19 protein-coding genes are annotated in these 19099 nt (G+C 57.1%); 8 read left to right on the top strand and 11 right to left on the bottom strand.

The genetic code is table 11. The annotated features are described in order from the left end of the window. From ACR0ER_RS11390 to urtA, 7 genes are all read right to left on the bottom strand, one after another. Entirely contained in the window at nt 1-1032 is a 1032-nt protein-coding gene (locus ACR0ER_RS11390; protein ID WP_170332280.1) for a branched-chain amino acid ABC transporter permease, read from the bottom strand. A gap of 112 nt (nt 1033-1144) precedes the next feature. Then, the gene (locus ACR0ER_RS11385) at nt 1145-2491 is read right to left on the bottom strand and encodes a substrate-binding protein (RefSeq protein WP_170332282.1); all 1347 of its coding nucleotides are present in this window, start codon (nt 2489-2491) and stop codon (nt 1145-1147) included. Nucleotides 2492-2814: 323 nt separating this feature from the next. Then, the gene (gene urtE, locus ACR0ER_RS11380; RefSeq protein WP_480769015.1) at nt 2815-3510 is read right to left on the bottom strand and encodes an urea ABC transporter ATP-binding subunit UrtE; all 696 of its coding nucleotides are present in this window, start codon (nt 3508-3510) and stop codon (nt 2815-2817) included. Nucleotides 3511-3513: 3 nt separating this feature from the next. Continuing rightward, complete coding sequence (gene urtD, locus ACR0ER_RS11375; protein ID WP_480769014.1) at nt 3514-4254, bottom strand: urea ABC transporter ATP-binding protein UrtD; 741 nt, start codon at nt 4252-4254, stop codon at nt 3514-3516. Continuing rightward, entirely contained in the window at nt 4251-5480 is a 1230-nt protein-coding gene (gene urtC, locus ACR0ER_RS11370; protein WP_480769013.1) for an urea ABC transporter permease subunit UrtC, read from the bottom strand. Before urtC ends, urtD begins: the two co-directional genes overlap by 4 nt. A 3-nt stretch (nt 5481-5483) precedes the next feature. Then, on the bottom strand, nt 5484-7436 hold the full coding sequence (urtB, locus tag ACR0ER_RS11365) for an urea ABC transporter permease subunit UrtB (protein WP_480769012.1): 1953 nt from the start codon (nt 7434-7436) through the stop codon (nt 5484-5486). 58 nt (nt 7437-7494) lie between these two features. Further along, a complete protein-coding gene (urtA, locus tag ACR0ER_RS11360; RefSeq protein WP_480769011.1) occupies nt 7495-8775 on the bottom strand; it encodes an urea ABC transporter substrate-binding protein in 1281 nt (426 codons plus the stop codon). Nucleotides 8776-9135: 360 nt separating this feature from the next. Here urtA and ACR0ER_RS11355 point away from each other — a divergent pair, with 360 nt between their 5' ends. The 8 genes from ACR0ER_RS11355 to ureG are packed head-to-tail and all read left to right on the top strand — an operon-like array spanning nt 9136 to nt 14226. Then, nucleotides 9136-9990, top strand: a complete 855-nt coding sequence (locus ACR0ER_RS11355) for an urease accessory protein UreD (protein WP_480769010.1) — start codon at nt 9136-9138, stop codon at nt 9988-9990. 1 nt (nt 9991) lies between these two features. Continuing rightward, nucleotides 9992-10294 carry an urease subunit gamma gene (locus ACR0ER_RS11350; RefSeq protein ID WP_170332295.1) on the top strand — a complete coding sequence of 101 codons (303 nt, stop codon included), beginning with the start codon at nt 9992-9994 and terminating at the stop codon, nt 10292-10294. A gap of 14 nt (nt 10295-10308) precedes the next feature. Further along, the gene (locus tag ACR0ER_RS11345; RefSeq protein ID WP_170332297.1) at nt 10309-10470 is read left to right on the top strand and encodes a hypothetical protein; all 162 of its coding nucleotides are present in this window, start codon (nt 10309-10311) and stop codon (nt 10468-10470) included. After that, complete coding sequence (locus ACR0ER_RS11340) at nt 10467-10772, top strand: urease subunit beta (protein WP_480769009.1); 306 nt, start codon at nt 10467-10469, stop codon at nt 10770-10772. Before ACR0ER_RS11345 ends, ACR0ER_RS11340 begins: the two co-directional genes overlap by 4 nt. Further along, nucleotides 10772-12481 carry an urease subunit alpha gene (ureC, locus tag ACR0ER_RS11335; protein WP_480769008.1) on the top strand — a complete coding sequence of 570 codons (1710 nt, stop codon included), beginning with the start codon at nt 10772-10774 and terminating at the stop codon, nt 12479-12481. Before ACR0ER_RS11340 ends, ureC begins: the two co-directional genes overlap by 1 nt. A gap of 17 nt (nt 12482-12498) precedes the next feature. After that, nucleotides 12499-12951: an urease accessory protein UreE gene (gene ureE / locus ACR0ER_RS11330; protein ID WP_480769007.1), complete on the top strand. Its 453-nt coding sequence runs from the start codon at nt 12499-12501 to the stop codon at nt 12949-12951. Further along, complete coding sequence (locus ACR0ER_RS11325) at nt 12917-13588, top strand: urease accessory protein UreF (protein WP_480769006.1); 672 nt, start codon at nt 12917-12919, stop codon at nt 13586-13588. The genes ureE and ACR0ER_RS11325 overlap by 35 nt, the downstream gene beginning before the upstream one ends. Then, nucleotides 13585-14226, top strand: coding sequence for an urease accessory protein UreG (gene ureG, locus ACR0ER_RS11320; protein WP_480769005.1), 642 nt, complete (start codon nt 13585-13587; stop codon nt 14224-14226). The genes ACR0ER_RS11325 and ureG overlap by 4 nt, the downstream gene beginning before the upstream one ends. A gap of 407 nt (nt 14227-14633) precedes the next feature. On the opposite strand, the gene ACR0ER_RS11315 is transcribed toward ureG, so the two are convergent. The 4 genes from ACR0ER_RS11315 to ACR0ER_RS11300 form a co-directional block, all read right to left on the bottom strand. Next, the gene (locus ACR0ER_RS11315; protein ID WP_480769004.1) at nt 14634-15452 is read right to left on the bottom strand and encodes a DUF2189 domain-containing protein; all 819 of its coding nucleotides are present in this window, start codon (nt 15450-15452) and stop codon (nt 14634-14636) included. Between the two features lie 141 nt (nt 15453-15593). Continuing rightward, entirely contained in the window at nt 15594-16448 is an 855-nt protein-coding gene (locus tag ACR0ER_RS11310) for a class I SAM-dependent DNA methyltransferase (protein ID WP_480769003.1), read from the bottom strand. Nucleotides 16449-16662: 214 nt separating this feature from the next. Beyond that, entirely contained in the window at nt 16663-17166 is a 504-nt protein-coding gene (locus tag ACR0ER_RS11305) for a DUF6538 domain-containing protein (RefSeq protein ID WP_480769002.1), read from the bottom strand. A gap of 222 nt (nt 17167-17388) precedes the next feature. Continuing rightward, nucleotides 17389-19038: a hypothetical protein gene (locus tag ACR0ER_RS11300; RefSeq protein WP_480769001.1), complete on the bottom strand. Its 1650-nt coding sequence runs from the start codon at nt 19036-19038 to the stop codon at nt 17389-17391. Nucleotides 19039-19099: the final 61 nt, after the last annotated feature.

Here is a 19099-nt window from a genome sequence, read left to right as displayed (position 1 = left end):
TTAGTCCTCCATCACGCCTTTGCGCCCCATCAGCCCGCGCGGGCGTGTCAGAAGCACGATGATGGCGACAAGGTAGATGATGATCTGGTTGATCCCTGGGATCGTGGTGGTGGCCCAGGTGGTCGAGGCAAAGCTCTCCAGAATGCCTAGCAGGAAGCCCGCCAGCACCGCTCCGGGCAATGAGCCCATGCCGCCCACAACAACCACGACGAAGCTGAGAACCAGAAAGTCCATCCCCATGTGATAATTCGGTGGATTGAGCGGCCCGTACATCACCCCGGCCAAACCCGCGACAGCGGCAGCTATGCCGAACATGATGGTAAACCGGCGGTCGATATTTATGCCCAGCAGGCCCACGGTTTCCCGGTCCGCCATCCCGGCGCGGACAACCATCCCGAAGGTGGTGAATTGCAGGAACGAGAACACGGCCCCGATAATCGCAAGGGCAAAGCCGAAATAGACCAATCGCCAGATTGGATAGATGATCGCGTTCGGATCGAAACCGATCATGGTGCCAAGATCAACAGATCCACTTAGCACGTCGGGCGGCGGGGTCTGGATCGGGTTGGCACCGAAGAAATATTTGACGATTTCCTGCAGCACGATGGCCAAGCCAAAGGTCACAAGGATCTGATCCGCGTGGGGGCGCTTGTAGAAATGTTTGATCAGCCCGCGCTCCATCACATAGCCGACCAGCAACATGATCGGGATCGCGAACAGGATGGCCAGCGGCACCGACCAGTCGATGATTGTCGCACCCAGTTCGGGGCCAAACCAGGCCTCGACATAAGGCGTTTCCACTTTCAACGGATTGCCCAGAAAGTCCGTTTGGGTTTCGTCGATTGTCTGGAAGCTTAGGTTGAAAACTTTCTGCAGGGTCACGGCGCAGAAGGCACCGATCATGAACAGCGCCCCATGGGCGAAGTTCACGACCCCGAGCGTACCGAAAATCAGCGTCAAGCCCAGCGCGATCAGCGCATAAGCCGAGCCCTTATCCAGCCCGTTGAGAATTTGCAGTAGGATGGCGTCCATTGGCCCCACCTTAAGGTTGGTCAGCGTGTATTGAGTGGTTGTGACCAGGCCCGACTGCCCGGCCACAAGGGGTCTGACCGCCGCATGGACGGTCAGACTTCAGCCAAAGGCTTTATGCGCCCGGGTTACACTGGCCGAGATCGCCGCCAGCGAACATCGGGTGTTCCGGATCGTATTCGACCTGCGCGCGCGGTGTGATCTCGACGATCTCAAGCGTGTCATAGGCGTTGGTCGGGTTTTCGTTGCCCCGCACGACCAGCACATCCTTGAAGCACTGGTGGTCGGCACCGCGATACCAAGTCGGGCCATTGCCCAGCCCGTCGAACTCGAAGTCTTCCAGGGCTTCGACGACGCCACAGGGGTTGAAGGTCCCCGCACGCTCGCAGGCATCCGCATACAGCAGTGTCTGCGCATAGCAGGTCTGGGCCGAATTGGACGGCGGCTTACCATACTTCTCACCGAAGGACTTCACGAAGGCTTTGGTGCCTTCATCCTGCAGTTGCCAGTTCCAGTTCATCGAACCCAGCACGCCCTTGATGTTCTCGCCTGCACCAGCGGCCATCAATTCGGAATACAGCGGCACAACAATCTTGAAGTCCTTGCCGTTGGCCACCTTGTCGAGCAAGCCGAATTGAATTGCGTTGGTCAGCGAGTTCACCATGTTGCCGCCATAGTGGTTCAGAACCAGCACATCCGCGCCCGAGTTCAGAACCGGAGCGATATAGGACGAGAAGTCTGTTGACGCGAGTGGTGTCTTTACTGTGTTGACCGTTTCCCATCCCAAGGCTTCGGTCGAGGCGACGATCGACTCTTCCTGGGTCCAACCCCAGTTGTAGTCGGCCGTCAGGTGGTAAGCGCGGCGTTCCTTGCCCATCTCGGCGGCCAGCACCGGAGCCAAAGCGGCACCCGACATATAGGCGTTAAAGAAATGACGGAAGCCGTTGGCCTTCTTGTCCTTGCCTGTCGTGTCGTTGGCGTGGGTCAAACCCGCCATGAAGATCACGCCTGCCTCCTGGCACAGACCCTGTACTGCAACGGCTACGCCCGAAGACGAACCACCGTTGATCATGATCGCACCGTCTTTTTCGATCATCGACTTGGCTGATGCTCGCGCGGCGTCCGATTTGGTCTGGGTATCACCGGTCACAAACTCGACTTTCTTGCCGAGGATGCCGTTCCCTTGCAGCGCCTTGGACGAGAAGGTGTTCAGGCAGCCGCCGTCACCTTCGCCGTTCAGGTGCTCGACCGCCAGCTGTTGCGCCAGCAGTTCGTCATTTCCTTCCTCCGCGTAAGGCCCGGTCTGGGGCACGTTAAAGCCCAGAACCACCGAAGACCCTGTCGGTTCGTTGGTGTATGCAGCAGCTGACGAAGCCGTAAAGATTGTAGGTAAGGCCACGCCGGCACCCGCGACGGCACCAGACTTCAGCACGCCGCGGCGTGTGACAGTTTTGTTAGTCATTAATTCCTCCCATTTCCCTTTCTTTCGCTCTCTGGCTCCTCTTCCAGCGGGCGAAAACGCGGTTTCACGCAAATTTGAGTATGGAGGCGGTTCTGAAAAATCACCAATAACCTATTAAAAATACAGCAATGTTGTGTAAACAAATGCACAAAATAGCACTGTAAAGTGTTAATGATTTATGGTTAATGATACGTAAGATATTTATAAATATGTATTTTCTTGTAATGCTTTGCTTTACTAAATTTCTGCCGCCGAGCGTGCCAAAATGCGAACGCTCAGCCCGAAGTTTCACAATGATCCGTCCCTGCCCGCCTGACTGAACCTTAAACCGTGACTCCCTGCAAGACCTGATCGCGGGAAAGCTCCGATTTGAGACCCGACATCAGGATTTCGCCGCGCCGCAAAACAACGAACCGATCGGCGAGATCATAGGCGAAATCGAAATACTGTTCGACCAGAACGATGGCCATGTCACCTTGGGTTCGCAAATGACGGATCACCTCTCCGATCTGCTGGATGATGTTGGGCTGAATGCCTTCGGTCGGTTCGTCCAGCAGCAAGAGACGCGGCTTTGTGATCAGCGCTCGAGCAATAGCTAACTGCTGCTGCTGACCTCCGGACAGGTCACCACCGCGCCGGTTCTGCATTTTCTTGAGCACCGGGAACAGTTCGAAAATCTCGTCTGGGATAAAGTGTTCACTGGCGGGCAGACAGGCAAAGCCGGTTTCAAGGTTTTCACGCACGGTCAGCAGCGGGAAAATCTCGCGCCCCTGCGGGACATATGCCACGCCTTTCCACGCCATCTTGTGCGCAGGCAGGATACCCAGTTCTTCACCATTCAGCACCACCTCACCGCCCGAACGCGGATGGGTGCCGGAGATGGCCTTGATCAGGCTGGTCTTGCCGACGCCATTGGTACCCATCACACAGGTCACCTCGCCCTGAGCGGCCTCCATCGAGATACCGTAGAGGATTTGCGAATGCCCGTAATGCAGGGTCAGATCGTTTAGTGTCAGCATCGCCTAGCGCCCCAGATAGACGTCGATGACGTCCTGATTTGATGTCACATGGTCCAGCGATCCCTCGGCCAGAACCGCGCCTTCATGCAGCACAGTGACCTTGCAGTTCAGGCGGCGGACGAATTCCATGTCGTGTTCAACGACCACAACGGCGCGGGTCTTTGCCGCCTGCACCAGCAGGTCGGTGGTGTGTTCACGCTCCTGCGGGGTCATGCCTGCCGCAGGTTCGTCAACCAGCAACAAACGCGGTTCTTGCGCCAGCAGCATTCCGATTTCGAGCCATTGCTTCTGACCGTGGCTGAGCTCGCCCGACTTGCGGGTCAGTTCGTCCTTCAACCCGATCTCAGCGGCCAGTTCTTCGACCTTCTCCAGATCATCCGATGAGGGGCGGTAGAACAAAACCCCCAACCAACCGCGTTTGTTCTTCAGAGCCATCAGCAGATTTTCCTGCACGGTCTGGTCCTCGAACACGGTGGGTTTCTGGAACTTCCGCCCAATACCCGCCTGCGCGATCTTGGCCTCGCTCATCCGCAGCAAAGAGACCGATTTCTCGCCCCAGATCACCCGGCCCTCATCCGGTCGGGTCTTGCCAGTGACAATATCCATGAAGGTGGTCTTGCCCGCCCCGTTTGGCCCTATCACCGCACGCAGTTCGGCCTCACCGATCTGGAAAGACAGGTTGTTGATCGCACGGAACCCGTCGAAGGTGACAGAGACGCCGCTGACTTCCAACAGAGTGCTCATTCGGTGGCCTCCTTCTCGCGCAGTGATCCGTCATCCGGCCCAAGGTTTGCACCGTGGCGATCCGGGTGGCGGCGATTGGTCCACAGGTCGAACAGTCCACCGATCCCTTGCGGTGCGAACAGAGTGACCAGCACAAAGGAAACGCCCAGCAGCACCTGCCACCAATCGACCCATTTGATCGTGTAGAAACCTAACGGGATGTCCGGGGCCTGCCCGCCGGTGAACCATGTGCTGAGAAGGCTGACAAACGCCGCGCCTATGACGGCACCGTACAGGCGACCGCGACCACCGATGGCAACCCAAACGGCCAGATAGATCGAAGCGATGGGGGCCATTTCCTCGGGGTTGATGATACCCGCCTGAGGGTAATACAGCGCGCCCGCGATGGCCGCGATACAGGCCGTCAGGGTAAAGACGGCCAACTTATAAACCTCGACCGAGTAGCCAAGGAACCGCACCCGCGCCTCGTTATCACGGATGCCGCGGATGACCGAGCCGAACTTACCCGACACGATCCACGCAGCCAGCATATATCCCAACCCCAAGGCCAGCGCCGAAGCCCAGAGGAACCAGATCGACACCACGTCTTGCGAGGCGGAGACGCCCGGCAGGTTTTGTAGACCCGACAGGCCATTATTACCGCGCAATCCGCTGTCGTTCTGGAACAAATACAGCGCCAGCGCCAATGTCATCGCTTGGGTCAGGATCGACAGGTACACGCCTGTCACGCGACTGCGGAAGGCAAGCCAGCCGAAGATCAGCGCCAACAGACCCGGCACCAACACGACCAACACCAGTTGCAGGGTTAGGCTGTGAGAAAAGGCCCAGATCAGCGGGAAGTCCGACGATCCAACCACACCGAAGATCTGCGTGCCGATGGCGTCCACAACCTCAGCGGATGTTGGCGGGATATCGGCTTGAGACAGCGACTCGACCACGATCAGACGGGTACGTTCGTACATCAGCCACATCCCGATCATGTAGCCGCCGAGCCCGAAAAAGGCGAAGTGGCCCAGTGACAGGATGCCAGTGAAGCCCCAGACCAGATCCATCGCCACGGCGATCAGGCACAGGCACAAGGTCTTGCCCAGTGTCTTGACGAAACTGGTCGAGATTACACCAATCCCGAACCCTTCGGACAGGACGGTCACGCCCAAGGTGAACAGCGACAGGATGGCCAGAAAGACCAGAACGGACGGGTTCTTGGCAACAAAGCTGCGTTCCATGGCTCAATCCCCCGCCGCGCGGCCTTTGAGGGCGATGATGCCCCTTGGCCGGAACTGGATGAAAATGATGATGAAGATGATCATGTAGGTTTGCGCCGCGAGGGTGTTCGACGGGTTCATCCACTCGATCCCCTTCTGCAGGAAACCGATCATGCCTGCCCCAGCCAAAGCACCCCAGATATTGCCGACACCGCCGACAACCACTGTCATAAAGCTTTGGACGATATAGTCGCTGCCCAGATCGGACGTGACCTTGGCGAACAGACCAATCGCAACCCCGGCGATCCCGGCAATACCTGAGCCCAGCCCGAAGGTCAGCATATTCACGCGCCCCGGATTGATGCCCATCGACCCGGCCATACGCGGGTTTTGCGTCACCGCGCGCATCTCAAGCCCCAGCCGTGTGCGTTTCATGATATACAGGAACAGCCCCAGAAAGATCATCGCCAGCACGAAGATCGCGATGCGGATATAGCTGATCGAGACCACATCGTTCAGCACCCACGCCCCGTCCAGCCAACCGGGTGCGGTCAGAGGCCGGGCTTGCGTGCCAAAGATGTTCTTGGCCAGCTGTTGCAGTGCAATTGAGATGCCAAACGTCGCCAGCAGTGTTTCCAGAGGACGGGCATAGAGCCAGCGGATCACCAAACGTTCCATTGCCACGCCCATGGCGAAGGTGACCGCAAAGGCCATCGGGATGGCGACGATGATCGACAGCGTATGGTCGGGAATGAACTGCTGCACCACATAGCCGGTATAGGCACCCATCATGATGAACTCGCCATGGGCCATGTTGATCACGCCCATCACGCCGAAGGTGATGGCGAGGCCGATAGCAGCGAGAAAATAGATCGACGCCAGCGAGATCGCGTCCAGCGTCAAGTCGAGTGTCTGGTTAAGACCAACCTTCAGCTCGATCTGCTCCAGCGCCTTTTCGGCGGCAGCCGTTACTTCGGGTGAAGGCTCCACATATGTCTCAAAGAACACGTGCGCGCCCAGCGCGGCCTCGACATCGACCTGCGTGACCAGAGCGGGAACCACTCCGGCCTCTGCAAGTGCGGCATAGGCCTGCGCACGTGACGCGTTGGAGTTCAGCTGCGCAACCGGGACACCACCGACCCGGCCTCCGTCGATATTGGCGGATAACGCGGCGCGGATAACTTCAGGCGAAACGTGCGGGGCGGCCAGATCACGCGTGACCAGCAGGTCGTATGCGTCGGCCTCGCTCAGCGCATCCGAGCCCGGCTCAAGTATGGTGGCGATGTTGGCGTCCGTCGGAACCTCGGCTGCGACCTGCCGCTTGGTCACAACCAGCGGGTTCAGGGCCGCGCGGACGTCAACGCCCAGATCATCCGACATGTCCTCAATCGCGGCCACACGCGCCGCTGTATCTTCGTCATAGCCGATGGTCAGCAGCCGCTCGAGCCGTTGTTTCTGCGCTTTCAGATCGACGTCGGGTTCTTCGTTGATCGAGGCCCGCAGAGGTTCCAGCAAAGCGCCATCGGGATCACGCTGAATGGAACGCAGCGCTGCCGAACGCTTGGCGCGACTTGGGTCCATTAGCTGGAATTGCACCAGCGCGGTGCCGATCATCGCGCGGATGCCGCTGTTGGGTTTCATTTGTTTCAGGTCGGATTTCTCGAACGTACCGACGACCTCTCCGGTATCGAAATCGGTCAGCTCATACGACCGCCCTTCGGCCTTCTTGCCCGCAAAGAACTGACCATCCGACTTGCGCATCCACATGTTCTTGGCGGCCCAGGTCTCAAGCATCACCTGCGCCTGTGGCAAACCGCTGGCCGCAATCGCATCAATCGCTGGTTTGATCGTCTTGCGCGAGCTTTTGGCGATGATCTCCTGATGCTCTTGCAGGATCGGTTGCAGACCACCCTCTTGCGCGTTGGCAGTCAGGCAGGCGCACAGGATTGCGAGGCCCGCAAGGAAAAGTCGTAACATGTGGAGAAACCCGAGTGTCTTGGGCAAGGCGGGCGCTTACACCCGCCTTGCGAGAGGATTAGTAGTTCGACAGGGTCTGAACGCAGGTCTCGGTCTCGGTGTTGTACATACCGCAACCCAGATCTTTCCAATCCGATTTCAGAACCGCCGATTCCGGCAGGAAGTCGGTCCAGGCGTCGCCCGGCACAACGTCGGTTTCGCTGATGATGTCGAACTGACCGTCTTCCTGAATCTCACCGATCAGAACCGGTTTCGCCAGGTGGTGGTTCGGCAACATGACCGCAGTACCGCCGGTCAGGTTCGGGAATTCCTGTCCGTACATGGCAGAGCGCACAGCATCGACTTCGGTCGAACCGGCCTCGGTCGCGGCGTTCACCCACATGTTGAAGCCGATATAGTGCGCCTCCATCGGGTCGTTGGTTACGCGCTCGTCGCCCATGGTGGCTTTCCATGTCTCGACGAATTCAGCGTTGGCCTCGGTGTCCGCGGACTGGAAGTAGTTCCACGCCGCGAGGTGACCCACGAGGTTGGCGGTATCCAGACCGGACAGCTCTTCCTCACCGACCGAGAAGGCCACGACCGGAATATCATCCGCCGATACGCCTGCTGCCGCCAGTTCCTTATAGAAACCAATATTCGCGTCGCCGTTGATGGTCGAGATCACGCCCACCTTCTTGCCATCCGCGCCCAGCGCAACAACGTCCGCCACGATCTTGGACCAGTCCGAATGGCCGAACGGCGTGTAGTTCACGAAGATATCTTCATCCGAGATACCCTTCTGCTTCAGATAGCTTTCCAGAATGTTGTTCGTGGTGCGGGGATAGACATAGTCGGTGCCAAGCAGCGCGAACTTCTCAACGCCCAGCTCGTCCAGGAAATAGTCGGTCGCTGGAATCGCCTGCTGGTTCGGCGCTGCACCTGTGTAGAAGACGTTTTTCGAGGATTCTTCACCCTCATACTGAACCGGATAGAACAGCAGACCGTTCAGCTCTTCGATGACCGGCAGAACTGACTTCCGGCTAACAGACGTCCAGTTGCCGAAGATCACGTCCACCTCGTGCACGGTCAGCAGCTCACGCGCTTTTTCGGCGAACAGCGGCCAGTCGGATGCAGGATCGACCACAACGGCCTCAAGCTGCTTGCCCAGCAGGCCACCCTTGGCGTTTTGCTGGTCAATCAGCATCAGCATGGTGTCTTTCAGCGTGGTTTCCGAAATCGCCATGGTGCCCGACAGCGAGTGCAGCACGCCAACCTTGATGGTGTCTTCGGCCGACAGGGCCGCTGTCGCCATTGCCGCGAAAACCGCCGAACCGGCGAGTGTGGCTTTGAGAGATTTCATGTAATCCTCCTGGCGGGTTCCGCGGCAGAAGGCTTGCGTATAGGCGCATTCTTCTTCTACCTGATCCCCGCAACTGTTGTTGCGTTCCGTGTGGCGGTTGTGTCCGAGGTCCAATTCGCGCAGCCGTCACACACCCCCGGGTCATCTCCGCGGCGGGCACTCATACGGATTCTGCATCGCAGAGAAATTAGCAATTTAGTTAACGGGCCGCATCCAGCGACTGGCTGGATATGATTAATTTTTAGGCTGATGTTTTTGCGCACGCCTAAAAGTTAATCGTATCCTCAGGTAATTCGCCGAAAAGCGGCGTCAGAGAATAGAGTTCCGACGTCAAAGCGGTGAAACAAGCGGCAGACATCTTTGATCCGCAGGTGCGCCATCACTCATCATGCCTCCATAATGCTCAAGTCGGGCGTAACACCACCACGTGCAAAGGGCGCGGTTCGCTTAAGTGCCAAGCGATTGGGCAACCAGTCGGTTCTGGATGAGTTTCGCCAATCGGGATCCTTCAAGTGCCTGTTCCCTCGCCCAGCCGAGCACGGACTGGACGCCGTCCTGTTGAACACAGCAGGTGGGATCACCGGAGGAGACACCTTCCGCTTTCAAGGACACGCCGCCAAGGGCACAACCCTTTCCCTGACCACGCAAGCCTGCGAGCGCGCCTACAAGGCCCAACCCGGACCTTACGGGCAGATTACCAATCACCTGACTGTCGATGCCGGTGCCCGGCTGAACTGGTTGCCGCAAGAAACCATCCTGTTCAACGGCTGCGCGCTGGAGCGTTGCTTGCTGATCGAGATGGAGTCCGACGCATCAGCATTGATGGTTGAACCTCTGGTTTTCGGGCGCGCGGCAATGGGTGAGACGCTGACCGATATCCGCCTGCGCGACCGGATCGAAATCCGGCGGGGCGGGCAGCCGGTTTTTCTGGATGCAATGCAATTCACCGGCGATCTGCACGCACATCTTGCAAAGGCTCATATTGCGAACGGCGCAGGGGCAATGGCACTGGTAGTCTTTGCCTCGGCCACGGCAGAGGGGCAGTTGGAGCCGGTCCGCCGAATGCTGCCCGACAGCGCTGGCGCGACGCTGATCCAAAGTGATCTGCTGGTGATCCGAATGCTAGCCGAAAACAGCTTTGCGCTGCGGCGCGCGCTGATACCGGTGCTGCGGCACCTGAACAACGACACTCTTCCCCGATGCTGGATGATCTGACATGAACCTGACCCCCAGAGAAAAAGACAAACTGCTGGTCGCCATGGCCGCTGAGGTCGCGCGCAAGCGGCTGGCACGCGGCGTCAAACTGAACCACCCCGAGGCAATCGCGTTGATCACCGACGCTGTGGTCGAAGGTGCCCGTGACGGGCGGTCTGTTGCCGACATGATGCAGGCCGGTGCCGAGGTGATCACCCGCGAGCAATGCATGGAAGGTGTGCCCGAGATGATCCACGAGGTTCAGGTCGAAGCCACCTTTCCCGATGGCACCAAGCTGGTGACAGTCCACAACCCCATCCGCTAAAAAGGAACACTGAAATGACCCGTATGCTCTTCCCTGCCCTGATCCTCGCTGGCCCCGCCGCCGCGCACACCGACACGCACATCCACGCCCACGGCACGGACTATGCCGCGTTAGGCGTTGGTCTGGCGGTGATCGCTTTGGCGGCAACCATCCTGATTTCAAAGCTGCCGAAATGATCCCCGGAGAGCTGTTCCCGGCCGAAGACGAGATTACCCTGAATGCCGACACCAATGCGGTGACCCTGATGGTCGCCAATACCGGCGACCGTCCAGTTCAGGTCGGCTCGCACTATCATTTCGCTGAAACCAACCCGGCATTGAAGTTTGACCGCGCCGCCGCCCACGGGTTGCGTCTGGACATCGCACCCGGCACCGCAGTGCGGTTCGAGCCGGGGCAGGAACGCGAGGTCTCGCTGATCCCGATCGGCGGCGCGCGCAAGGTTTTCGGGTTCAATCAAAAGGTCATGGGGGCGCTCTGATGCCAGCAACAATCAAACGCGCAGACTACGCCGCCATGTTCGGTCCCACCACCGGCGACAAGCTGCGGTTGGCTGATACCGATCTGGTCATCGAGGTCGAACGCGACCTGACCACCTATGGTGAAGAGGTAAAGTTCGGCGGTGGCAAAGTAATCCGCGACGGGATGGGGCAGTCTCAATCGACGCGCGCCGAGGGAGCTGTGGATACGGTCATTACCAATGCGCTGATCGTTGATCACTCGGGCATCTACAAGGCCGATGTGGGCCTGAAGGACGGGCGTATCGCCAAGATTGGCAAGGCTGGGAACCCGGACACTCAATCCGGTGTCGATACCATCGTCGGACCGGGGACAGAGGTGATCGCGGGCGAAGGCCGCATCCTAACCGCAGGCGGGTTCGACAGCCATATCCACTTCATTTGCCCGCAACAGATCGAAGACGCATTGCATTCCGGCCTGACCACCATGTTGGGCGGCGGCACCGGCCCGGCGCATGGCACGCTGGCCACTACCTGCACCCCCGGTCCCTGGCACATTGGACGGATGTTACAGGCAGCGGATGCCTTTCCGATGAACCTCGCCTTTGCGGGCAAGGGTAATGCCTCATTACCAGCCGCGCTGGAGGAACAGGTCAAAGCTGGGGCCTGCGCGTTGAAGCTGCACGAGGATTGGGGCACGACCCCTGCCGCCATCGATTGCTGCCTGTCAGTGGCTGATGCGATGGATGTTCAGGTGATGATCCACACGGATACGCTGAACGAATCCGGTTTCGTGGAAAACACCGTGGAAGCCATGAAAGGCCGCACCATTCACGCCTTCCACACCGAAGGCGCAGGCGGCGGCCACGCCCCAGACATCATCAAGATTTGTGGCGAGAACCACGTTCTGCCCTCCTCGACCAACCCGACGCGGCCTTTCACCGTGAACACGGTTGAGGAGCATCTGGATATGCTGATGGTCTGCCACCACCTCGACAAGTCCATCCCCGAGGATGTGGCCTTTGCCGAAAGCCGCATCCGGCGCGAGACGATTGCAGCCGAGGATATCCTGCACGACATGGGCGCATTCTCGATCATCGCATCCGACAGCCAAGCCATGGGGCGCGTCGGAGAAGTTCTGATCCGCACCTGGCAAACCGCTGACAAGATGAAGAAACAGCGTGGGCGTCTGGCCGAGGAAACCGGCGAGAACGACAACATGCGGGTTCGCCGGTACATTGCTAAATACACCATCAACCCGGCGATTGCGCATGGCCTCAGCCATCAGATCGGCAGTATCGAGGAAGGCAAGCGCGCCGATCTGGTGTTATGGAATCCAGCCTTTTTCGGCGTGAAACCCGAGATGGTCTTGCTGGGCGGCACCATTGCCTGTGCCCAGATGGGTGACCCCAACGCCTCAATCCCGACACCGCAGCCGGTTTACAGCCGGCCGATGTTCGGGGCCTATGGTCGTTCGGTCGAGCATTCGGCGATCACTTTTGTTTCCGAGGCCGCCCAAGCCGAAGGGATCGGTGATACACTCGGGTTGGCAAAGCAAACCTTAGCCGTACAAAACACACGCAACATCGGAAAGCGCGATCTGCTGCTGAACGACGCAACCCCCCATGTCGAGGTTGACCCCGAAACCTATGAAGTCCGCGCCGATGGTGAATTGCTGACCTGCCAACCCGCCGAAGTGCTGCCGATGGCGCAACGCTATTTCATGTTCTGAGATTACAGGAGGCCCCGATGACGACCGCGATCAAAACCGCCCGTATCTATCACGACCACCACCACTCACGGGCCCATGCCCAGGTTTCGCTGGACTATGACGGGCGGTTCCTGCGCCGCAAAATGCTTGCGACCGATGACGGAGAGGCATTTCTGGTCGATTTGGCGCAAACCAAATCGCTGGACCATGGCGGCGTGCTGGTTCTGGAAGACGGGCGCGCGGTCGAGATTGTCGCCGCCCCCGAAGACCTGCTTGAGGTGACCGGAGACAACCTGCTGCGGCTGGCCTGGCATATCGGCAACCGCCACACCCCCTGCCAGATCGAGGCTGACCGGCTGCTGATCCAGCACGACCACGTCATCCGCGACATGCTGGTGAAACTCGGTGCGGACATCCGGGAAACTGTCGAACCCTTCACCCCCGAAGGGGGCGCCTATGGCCACGGCAGGACCCATGGCCACGCCCACTGACGCAGATATCCTGACCCTGACGCAATGGCTGTCACCCGCTTACCCAGTGGGCGGGTTCGCCTATTCGCACGGGCTGGAATGGGCCATCGAAAGCGGTGCGGTCACCAGCGTTGCCGATGCAGGCGACTGGATCAGGGATGTGGTAGAAAATGGATCAGGGCGCAACGACTGCGTATTTTTGGCCGCGGCCTATCGGTCTTGCACGCCTGATACTCTGGTAGAAATCGACCGAACAGCACGGGCGTTTTCCGCCTCGTCCGAACGGCTAACGGAAACCCGCCTGTTGGGCGAGGCGTTTTGCAGCGTGACCTCAGACGTCTGGGCGGTGGAGATGGGCAACCTGACCTACCCGGTCGCCATCGGCCATGCCGCAGCCGTCCGAGACCTGCCACTTGGCCTGACGGCACAGATGTATCTTCAGGCCTTCATGGCCAATCTGGTGGCCTGCGCAACGCGGCTGGTGCCACTGGGCCAGACCGATGGGCAACGGCTGATCCGCAAATTGACCCCGTTGTGCCAGCGCGTCGCCTTAGAGGCGATTGAGATCGGTCTGGACGAGTTGGGATCAACCGCCTTCCTGTCCGACATCGCATCAATGAAACACGAAACTCAATATTCAAGGATGTTCCGAACATGAGCAGCATGAACGGCCCTCTGCGCGTGGGCATCGGTGGCCCGGTAGGCGCAGGCAAAACCACTCTGACCGCCGCCCTGTCCGAGGCGCTGCGTGACAAGGTTTCTGTCGGGGTAATCACCAACGACATTTATACCCGCGAAGATGCCGAGGCCCTGATGCGAATGCAGATTCTGCCGCAGGACCGGATCATCGGCGTGGAAACCGGTGGCTGCCCGCATACGGCGATCCGCGAGGATGCCTCGATCAACCTGGCGGCGGTGGCCGAGATGCAGGCCCGGCACCCGGATGTGGAGGTGGTTTTGATCGAAAGCGGCGGTGACAACTTGTCGGCTACGTTCAGCCCGGAACTGGCGGATGTCACACTCTACGTGGTCGACGTGGCTGCAGGCGAAGAAATCCCTCGCAAGGGCGGTCCGGCGATCACGAAATCTGATGTGTTGATCATTAACAAGACCGACCTGGCCCCCCATGTCGGCGCCTCGCTTGAGGTGATGGACAGAGACGCCACCCGGATGCGCAACGGGCGACCATTCGTGTTCTCGTCCCTTCGGCAGAGGCAGGGCGTCGACGACATCGTAGCCCTTCTTGCGCAAATTGGAGGGTTGAGTATTCCGCCGATAAAAAAGACCGCCACCTAATAAACACCCCTACCGCTTCGTTTCTGCCCTGTAGCCGGTATGCTTCACGGCCTCGGCTAATCGCGGCGAGTACACGCGGGCTTTACTGGCAGGCTGGAGAACGACGGCGCGCCTTAAACGATGCTTCCCATGAGCTATGCCCAGCCGTGCATGAAAGGCGTGAGTTTTTTCGCCTCATCCGTAAAGAAGATCACCCCTGCCCTGACCGCAAGGAGGGGTATCCTCTGAAACCCTGTGGTTTCGGAACTTCCAGCCGTCCTCAGGATAGGCGATGTACGCCTGTCACTGGTTGTTACAATTGCCCAATTCGATACACTCAGGGGTCTGCCCCGACGATCTGGAAGCTGAACTCTAATGTCCTACGGACGAAAATTGCAGACAGAAGCTCAAAGTAACGGCTGGATGGATTAACTCTCGACCGGCGGCACGGCCCGCTGATACAGATGCCATGTAGCATGACCAAGGATCGGCAAAGTAAAGATCAACCCCAGAAACGCCGGAATCATCGACAGCAGCATGGTGACCGAAATGATCGCCGCCCAGGTCAGCATGACCACCGGGTTTTCCGTGACGACACGGATGGACGTCAACATGGCAGAAACGAAATTGGTCTCCCGGTCCAGCAGCATAGGCATGGCGACGACGGTCACCGTGAACAGGACAGCCGAAAGAAATGCACCTACGCAGGTGCCAACAGCCAGGAAGGTCCAGCCCTGCGGTGTAAAGAAAACTGTGTTCAAAAACCCATCAAAATTCGAGAAGGATGCATTCTGCAGGATGATCGCCAGCCAAAGGCGAACCTGATAAATCCACACCCAGAAAATGAACAAGGTGACGAATGCCATCCATCCCATTTCCCGCTTGCGTTGATTGGCCATGACACTGAGGATTTCAGACCACCCGAAACTCTCTCCTTTCTGTAGCCGGCGGGACATTTCATAAAGCCCTGCGGCTGCGAAAGGTGCGACCAATGGAAAGCCAATAATGGCCGGTATGATCATCCAGATCTTGCCGAGCCAGACCAGGCTCCAAACAAACAGGATGCCAAAAACAGCATAAAACAGACCGAAGAAGCCACTCATGAAAGGTCGAGCCAGAAAGTCGGAAAACCCTGCCTTCAACGATGCGGTGATATCACCCGCTGCCACCTTGTTGACCTTGAGTGTTGCCGGTTGCTGCGGTGACAGATTGTCCGGCGGCATCGAACCTGCTGTCTTGGGTGTCATAATACACTTCTCCCAACGCATGGAACAGTGCTGCTCCGTTTGCCGACAAACCCAGCGAAGAAACAGACATCCCTCACCCGTATGCAAGTTTGCTTCAGGTGAGGCATAAGGGCAAGGGGCAGAACAACAGCTTTGTCCTTGTTACCGTGATCCTTTATGTTGGAACATAACTTTATCCATCACGTTTTCATTGAGCGTGTTGGAGTGGATGAGGTTGGGTGCCTCGATCCCATGCAGGACCATGTTCATGATGCCGATGACGTAGGCGAGACCCTTCTTCTCCTGCCCGTAGAAGGTGTGGGTCTGCAGCGTCTCGAAGTCGGAAGCCGACAGTTCGTCAGTGCGCATGTAGTCGTAGGCTTCACAGAGGAAGCCAGCAGAGCCGACAGCGCCGTCGTAGATCGTCTCACCAATCTTGGGGTCAGTTACCTTGATCATTGCCCTAATAAGCGGACGTGGGGTGTAGTATTCGCCTCCATTGCGACCTGCATTACCCATTCGACGGATGCGGGTTTCATACAGCTCTGAGAGTTCGTGGCGCTGGGCTTGGGTGTTGAACGACAAGCCGTCTACGGCCTCCAACACGTCTCTGAGGATGTACCCGGAGCGAAACTTGTTGCGCAGCTCAGTGAACACCTCACCGATCTTGTACTGGATCGTCTGAGGGCCTGTAGCGGACTGACGGAAGGCTGCGAGATACGGGAACAGCTCCTGATCGACGAACTTGATCAGGTCATCGCCGATGCGGGCTGCGTTGTGGTCGAACTCTCCGTTGACCTTGGGCGCCGCCCAATTGCCCCAACGATAGTCGCCGTCGATGATGGGCGCGTAGTCCTCGCCATCGAGTTCGGCCCGGTCGCGACGCTCACTTTCCAGATCGTGCAAATACTTGAGGAATAAAACCCAAGATGTCTGCTCTACGTAGTCCAGTTCGTTGGCGATACCATCTTCGGCGCGGAGGTCCCGCTCGATCTTGTTGAACGCGTTCTCGTACATGTTTTCCTGCTCATTTTGTTATCGGCACAGTTCCACTTGAGGGTGCAAAGATCAACCGCAATCAAGTCGGGTCGCATCGGTGCCAAAACCAAGCGTCAAGCTGCCTGAACTGCCGTCTCAAAAAAGGTCGGCAGAGAGACATGGATTTGCATCATGTTCAATTTTCGATGGTGCCCGGATTGCTTCCCCCGCTATGGCAGCGAGGGTCACATCACTAAGCGGCGACGGCGTCACCTATCGAAACACCCCAGTTTTTTGTGACAAACCGAGAGGCCTCTTGAGGTATCGTTGGATATGCTCTGGATCCTCGGTAGTTGTAGACTTTGCCACACGCTCTCTGAGCGCCCCGGTGAAACGTCACGGGGCGTCCTTGGCCCTTTTGTGTAAGATAAATCTCGACTGCCTCAGACAACAGTACAGAGGCAGCAGAAGTCTCGTTCAGAACAACTGGTGTTACGGCGGAGTTGGCTGCGCCAAGACGCAACATGTGCTTTCCAGGCAGTTCTGTATCCTGCGACCTCAGGTGAAACCAATACTCATCCAGTTGATCAGCCGCTCTTCTTGCTCTCGTCGCCGCTACGTTTGCCGAGTGAGTACGCAAGGAATATGCGATCCGAGAAGACGAGTAGTAGCGGCAAAGCTCCTTGGGGATGCGGCGACTGAAGTAAAAAACACCCTCTTTCACGAAGGTGTACTTGGGTGAAATGGTCTCTGACATGGTCTACGGCTCCAACCTGCTGTTAAAAGCTGGAGTGAAACCAAGGGTTTACCTGAGGAAGTGGTGCCCGGGGGCTCTCTTTCTTTCACAGAAAGATCAAACAGTTACCATGCACGCCTACTTGAGAGCAACAATTGAGCAACAATGCAGAATCTCGAAGGCACACAGAGATTTTCTCTGTGTGCCACTTTGGACCTCAGGAGCCTGATCTGCAAGCTCCCGTTATTTGTGCGCAAAGAATAATCCCATTGGAGACTTCTTTAGCTCCTGATGAGCGTTTTTTAAGTTCCTGTATCGCTCAGGAAGTTCCTTGAGCTTTGGCGCATCCACTACTTGGTTTATAGCGAAAGCAGCAGCTCCAAACGTCGGCACTCCGGTCGCGATTGCTGCTACCTCAATCGCACCTGTGGCGATCCACGTGCCTAAGTCATGGCCAGCGAACTTCAACTTTTTGGCCCGAAGGGTCTTAATGTTCTCTTGGTGTTGTTCAAAAGCATCCTGAATGTTCTCTACAATCATATCACTTGAACGAAAGAATCCATCAGGATTTGAATGCGCAATTTCATCAATACCCTTTGAAAGAACGTCTCGAATTTCATCGAACGCTCCCTGTTGTCGCATCTCAATTAGTGCGTCCGGTGGAATGTTCCCCAGCCATTCCATGTCCGTCGTTGCGGCCCTCTGCAAACCTTGAATCATATGAAGGTGTTTAACGTCACCCACCTCTGAGGCAGAGTTATACTCGAGTTTCCAATTGAAGTACTTCCAAGACGTAGGGGCGGTAATCAGTGGCGTACCGCACAAGTATCTGCTTCTGAGCAATACATCCGAAGCCTGGATCATTCGACCTAGGCATTGTCGCGCCACCAGTTCACCGGCATGCCTTGCTTCGAGTATTTCCGCTTCGCCACTATCGAGCGCGCGCTTCAATTGCTCAGTTGGAGTTCCTGTCCAATCTGTGTCAAACAGCAACCGATCTGAGTTTGCGACTTCGGCTACTAGCTGCTCTGGGGTATCTAAGTCCTTTACGAACGCAAAAAGCTCTTCAACGCTTCCAAATTCTCTACCAAAAATCATCTGCGCGTGTGTCAAGCCGTCAGCTTCGGACATCCGCCTGAGAAGGTCAGCTTCTTGCTCATCCATCGCAACTTTATTTGGAGAAATTACAACTATTGGCTGATCGACTTTTGCCAGTGCCAAATCTCGATATTGGCTGAGGCTAATTGCATGTTTGAGCAAAACGTACACTTGCGTTTCAGGTGATGATCTTTCCAGAATTACCCTGCTGCGCCAAAAAGGGTCGTCGAGAATAATCGTATCGACGTACAAGCCAGTGCTACTGGCAACGTTACTTTTGTAGGAAGGGAAGAGGTCCCCTCCGAAAACTGCCTTTGTTCCAGGCAAGTCTTGAATGTGGTAGTGAGATGACTCAATGGTAGCATCCCATATTTCACCTAAACCTTCGAGAAACTTAGGAATCTGCGGGCTGATCTCCGCGACCGCACTTGGCTGCGCGGACACCATTGACGCGTAAGTGTGGGCATCAAGGTTTTTTTCCTTAGCTTGCTGAATGAAAGAACCAAAGTTTTCATCGATCAAACGGAAATAAAAACTGGACAATTCTTCTAACGAAATTGCCTCTTTAGCCTTGTCCCGATTGTCCGAAACAACAGCCATTAGCGCCAACGAACGAACTCTACCATCGACTGTGCTGAGGTCGATCAGACCGTTTTCGAGATACGTAACTGCCGTCAGACTCCTTTCAAAATCATCAGCCAGATGCGGTGCAATACTAACTTTTCCTTCCTCTAATTGAACTTTTAGCAGCTCCAAGCGCCACCTCAGTTCCTCGTCATATTCATTGTCTTCCATTAAATCGCCCTTGCTCAATTGTTAGCACCTTAAAACACAGTCCGCCTCGAAATATGAGCCG

The organism is Ruegeria sp. CH8 (genome assembly GCF_056536985.1).
This window is presented reverse-complemented; position numbering and strand designations above follow the sequence as displayed.

What these genes read in the sequence shown, in the direction of transcription:
- ACR0ER_RS11390 (WP_170332280.1), bottom strand. Translation starts at nt 1,032, where the DNA reads ATGGACGCCATCCTACTGCAAATTCTCAACGGGCTGGATAAGGGCTCG.
- ACR0ER_RS11385 (WP_170332282.1), bottom strand. Translation starts at nt 2,491, where the DNA reads ATGACTAACAAAACTGTCACACGCCGCGGCGTGCTGAAGTCTGGTGCC.
- urtE (WP_480769015.1), bottom strand. Translation starts at nt 3,510, where the DNA reads ATGCTGACACTAAACGATCTGACCCTGCATTACGGGCATTCGCAAATC.
- urtD (WP_480769014.1), bottom strand. Translation starts at nt 4,254, where the DNA reads ATGAGCACTCTGTTGGAAGTCAGCGGCGTCTCTGTCACCTTCGACGGG.
- urtC (WP_480769013.1), bottom strand. Translation starts at nt 5,480, where the DNA reads ATGGAACGCAGCTTTGTTGCCAAGAACCCGTCCGTTCTGGTCTTTCTG.
- urtB (WP_480769012.1), bottom strand. Translation starts at nt 7,436, where the DNA reads ATGTTACGACTTTTCCTTGCGGGCCTCGCAATCCTGTGCGCCTGCCTG.
- urtA (WP_480769011.1), bottom strand. Translation starts at nt 8,775, where the DNA reads ATGAAATCTCTCAAAGCCACACTCGCCGGTTCGGCGGTTTTCGCGGCA.
- ACR0ER_RS11350 (WP_170332295.1), top strand. Translation starts at nt 9,992, where the DNA reads ATGAACCTGACCCCCAGAGAAAAAGACAAACTGCTGGTCGCCATGGCC.
- ACR0ER_RS11345 (WP_170332297.1), top strand. Translation starts at nt 10,309, where the DNA reads ATGACCCGTATGCTCTTCCCTGCCCTGATCCTCGCTGGCCCCGCCGCC.
- ACR0ER_RS11340 (WP_480769009.1), top strand. Translation starts at nt 10,467, where the DNA reads ATGATCCCCGGAGAGCTGTTCCCGGCCGAAGACGAGATTACCCTGAAT.
- ureC (WP_480769008.1), top strand. Translation starts at nt 10,772, where the DNA reads ATGCCAGCAACAATCAAACGCGCAGACTACGCCGCCATGTTCGGTCCC.
- ureE (WP_480769007.1), top strand. Translation starts at nt 12,499, where the DNA reads ATGACGACCGCGATCAAAACCGCCCGTATCTATCACGACCACCACCAC.
- ACR0ER_RS11325 (WP_480769006.1), top strand. Translation starts at nt 12,917, where the DNA reads ATGGCCACGGCAGGACCCATGGCCACGCCCACTGACGCAGATATCCTG.
- ureG (WP_480769005.1), top strand. Translation starts at nt 13,585, where the DNA reads ATGAGCAGCATGAACGGCCCTCTGCGCGTGGGCATCGGTGGCCCGGTA.
- ACR0ER_RS11315 (WP_480769004.1), bottom strand. Translation starts at nt 15,452, where the DNA reads ATGACACCCAAGACAGCAGGTTCGATGCCGCCGGACAATCTGTCACCG.
- ACR0ER_RS11310 (WP_480769003.1), bottom strand. Translation starts at nt 16,448, where the DNA reads ATGTACGAGAACGCGTTCAACAAGATCGAGCGGGACCTCCGCGCCGAA.
- ACR0ER_RS11305 (WP_480769002.1), bottom strand. Translation starts at nt 17,166, where the DNA reads ATGTCAGAGACCATTTCACCCAAGTACACCTTCGTGAAAGAGGGTGTT.
- ACR0ER_RS11300 (WP_480769001.1), bottom strand. Translation starts at nt 19,038, where the DNA reads ATGGAAGACAATGAATATGACGAGGAACTGAGGTGGCGCTTGGAGCTG.